The sequence below is a fragment of the Bartonella sp. EBT8 genome (genome assembly GCF_055796165.1).
In genome coordinates, this window is record NZ_JBTTDJ010000089.1 from 1 (window position 1) to 1,048 (window position 1,048).

At 32.1% G+C, this 1,048-nt stretch carries 1 protein-coding gene; it reads left to right on the top strand.

Annotation, left to right across the window (positions count from 1 at the left end; all coding sequences use genetic code 11):
- The first annotated feature begins 108 nt into the window (after window positions 1-108).
- A complete protein-coding gene (locus AC0QT4_RS09245) occupies window positions 109-747 on the top strand; it encodes a hypothetical protein (RefSeq protein WP_473201371.1) in 639 nt (212 codons plus the stop codon).
- Window positions 748-1,048: the final 301 nt, after the last annotated feature.

Genomic DNA, 1,048 nt, shown 5'->3' on the forward strand with positions numbered 1-1,048 from the left:
CCCTAGATCAAGACAAAGAATCGTGTTATTTATCGCCGCCATTCCATCAAAATGTGTTTTATAAGATTGTTTTTTTTCAAAAAGCAGGAAGAGGGAAATGTGCCGAATATGGAAACAGTGCTTAAATGGATAAGTGCATTAGATAACACTGCTATTGCTATTCTTAACGGAATTTTCCTTTTTTGGTTCAGAAAACAGGATCTAAAAAGAATAGATGAACAATTAAAGCATCTTGCAAGCCAAACTGAAACAGCAAAAGAACACATCTCCATCTTATGGGAAGAAAAAGGAATACGAGATTTAGGTCCAAATCTAGAGGCTGTTATAGAGGGTAAACCATACGCATATAAGAGCGGTAAAGATTTCCTTATTGATATAACTGTAATCATAAAAAATCCTACAAAACACTCAATAAAAATGAATAATTTTCGTATACCTGATGAAAGCCCATTTGTATTTGTTGAAGGCGGGTTTATAGGAAGGTATGCGATACTTTTAAAACTTGAAAATGAAAAATATCTGAGTTTTAAAAATCCTTTTACAGCAGACTTAAAATTGCAAGATATATGCGATTATTTTAATCTAAAGGAAAATGAAGAAGTACCATTTTACCTCACAATTCGCCACATCAAACCAAATATTGAAATTGTACCAATCTTTATCATTGAACACACTTCATCAAATCACCCAGAAAGAGTAGTTCAAACTAAGTTTTGGCCCGATTTTCTTCTATCTTTTGAAGAATAGAAAACGCTATAAGGAGATAATTTTTGAATTATCTGTTTTTGCTCTTGTATTATTTTATCTTTTTCCATTACCTCATCTCTTAATTTTTGTGTTTTTTTATAGAAGTAATAAACGTGATAGAGTGCCACTACGTTACAAATTATTAATGTGACATATTTACCAACCCACCTAATCTCTTCTGGACTCATACTTTATCTCCTCTCCTCACTTTTTTTTCTTCTCAGAAGAGAGACTTTTGCTATAAGAAGACATTTCCGCATTATTAACTAAAGTACTACCACCAATACTTTCTGTAGCAAGA